Source organism: Bradyrhizobium sp. (genome assembly GCF_019244115.1).
Classification (GTDB): domain Bacteria; phylum Pseudomonadota; class Alphaproteobacteria; order Rhizobiales; family Xanthobacteraceae; genus Bradyrhizobium.
In genome coordinates this window covers 1-2,250 of sequence record NZ_JAFATE010000132.1, presented here as the reverse complement: position 1 = coordinate 2,250, position 2,250 = coordinate 1, and the positions used below count along the sequence as shown (strand labels likewise).

At 61.3% G+C, this 2,250-nt stretch carries 2 protein-coding genes; both read right to left on the bottom strand.

The annotated features are described in order from the left end of the window. Nucleotides 1-283: 283 nt before the first annotated feature. Nucleotides 284-814: a hypothetical protein gene (locus tag JOZ76_RS06195; RefSeq protein WP_291697747.1), complete on the bottom strand. Its 531-nt coding sequence runs from the start codon at nt 812-814 to the stop codon at nt 284-286. A 37-nt stretch (nt 815-851) separates the two neighbouring features. Then, nucleotides 852-2,250: dihydrolipoyl dehydrogenase (gene lpdA / locus JOZ76_RS06190; protein WP_291697746.1), on the bottom strand; the 1,399-nt coding region annotated here is incomplete at its 5' end.

Here is a 2,250-nt window from a genome sequence, read left to right as displayed (position 1 = left end):
GCACAAACTCCCGCCGCTGATCCATTACCGACACCTCGCGCCATGCCATGGACTGGCCCCCCAACCACCAAATCCAAGCATTATGACGTGTCGGCCATGTCCCCGAACACCGGAAAAAACCGTCGGTGATGTCCCCGGGCTATACAGAAAGCGGGGCATCCAGTATTCCAGAGACGGCGGAGATCATCGAGAAGCCTCAGCGTACTGGATCGCCCGGTCAAGCCGGTCGATGACAGCAGTGTTTTGGCAGGTTCCGTGCCTCATGCGACACAACATGCGAGCGTCAGCGCGCCTCGTGCACGCTGCGTCGAAAGCGCTGGATCAGCCGCAGCGTCCGCGACGACCAGCCCTCTCCATCGGCGCGCATGAGGTCGAGGATCCGGACCTTGACCGGCTCCACCAGCGCCTTAGCTTTTTGACGCAACATCATCACGACGTCGTAGAGTCGTTCGAACCAGGCCATCTCCAACAGCTTTGGCCGGGTCACATCGAAGATGAATGCGGTGACACCGACGCCAAGAAACTTCGCGAACAGGATGGTGAAGACGGCGCTCATCCAATGTTCGTGAGCAAGCAGCCACAGGCCCGCGATCTTGAGCGGAAACAGCGGGATCACCGGGACAATGAACACGATCAACGTCATCGCGGGTGAAAGCTGATCGACGCGCTCGGCGAGCCATTGCTTGAACGCGTGCAGCGGGATCGCAGCAACGAGCCGCGCCACGATGGGCTCAAGGTGGTCCCACAGCCAGGCTTCGATCAAAAAGACGATCGCAAGCAGGATCCAGAACGGCTGTAGCAGGCGGCGCAGCATCGATGCCTATCTTAGCCCGGATCCAGCCGGGCTTCGATCACATATGGATGGCACGTTTGCCGACTGCAAGCGCGGCTTCCTTGATGGCTTCGGAACGGGTGGGATGTGCATGACAAGTGCGCGCCAGATCTTCCGCCGAGCCACCAAACTCCATCAATACGGCTGCTTCGTGAATCATTTCGCCGGCTTCGCGGCCGATGATATGCACACCAACGACACGATCGGTTTTCGCATCTGCGAGAATCTTCACGAATCCATCCGTAGTCTGGTTGACCTTGGAGCGGCCGTTTGCGGTGAACGGGAATTTGCCAACGGTATAATTGATGCCTGCCTGCTTCAGCTCCTCCTCGGTCTTGCCGACCGAGGAGACCTCTGGCGTCGTGTACACCACGGCCGGGATCACGTCGTAATTCACGTGGCCCGCCTGACCCGCGATGATCTCCGCGCAGGCGACGCCTTCGTCTTCCGCCTTGTGCGCAAGCATGGGTCCCGCGACGACGTCGCCGATCGCGAAAACGCCCTTCACGTTGGTCGAAAAATGCGCATCGATCTGGACGCGGCCGCGATCGTCAACCGCAATACCAGCCTCTTTGAGCCCAAGGCCGTCGGTGTAGGGGACGCGCCCAATGCAGACCAGCACGACATCGGCGTCGATCGTCTCCGCACTGCCGCCGGAGGCCGGCTCAACCTTGGCGGCAAGCGTCCGGCCAGAGGTGTCGACGCCAGTCACCTTGGCGCCGAGCCTGAAGGCAAAACCCTGCTTTTCCAGGATGCGCTGGAACTGCTTTGCGATCTCGCCATCCATCCCCGGTAAAATACGGTCGAGGAATTCGACGACGGTGACCTGCGCGCCGAGGCGGTGCCACACCGAACCGAGTTCGAGCCCGATCACGCCGGCGCCGACGATCAGAAGCTTGCCCGGCACCCTGTCTAGCGACAGCGCACCGGTCGAGGACACGATGCGCTTCTCGTCGATCTCGATGCCCCTCAGCCGCGCGATATCAGAGCCGGTGGCAATGACGATGTTCTTTGTTTCGACGAGCGCCTTGCCCTCGCCACTCGTCACCTCGACCTTGCCGGCCCCAAGGATCCTGCCGGTGCCGCGGATGACATCGATCCTGTTCTTCTTCATCAGGAAGTCGACGCCTTTGACGTTGCCGTCGATGCCCTGTTGCTTGAAATCCATCATCGACGGCAGATCGAGTTTTGGCGGCGGCACCGCGACGCCCATCTTGGCGAACGAGTGTCCCGCCTCCTCGAACATTTCCGAGGCATGCAGCAGCGCCTTTGACGGCATGCAGCCGACATTGAGGCAGGTGCCGCCGAGCGTCGGGTTTTTCTCCACCACGGCAACCTTCATGCCGAGCTGCGCGGCGCGCACCGCGCAGACATAGCCGCCGGGGCCGGTGCCGATGATGACGAGATCGTAGGTAGCC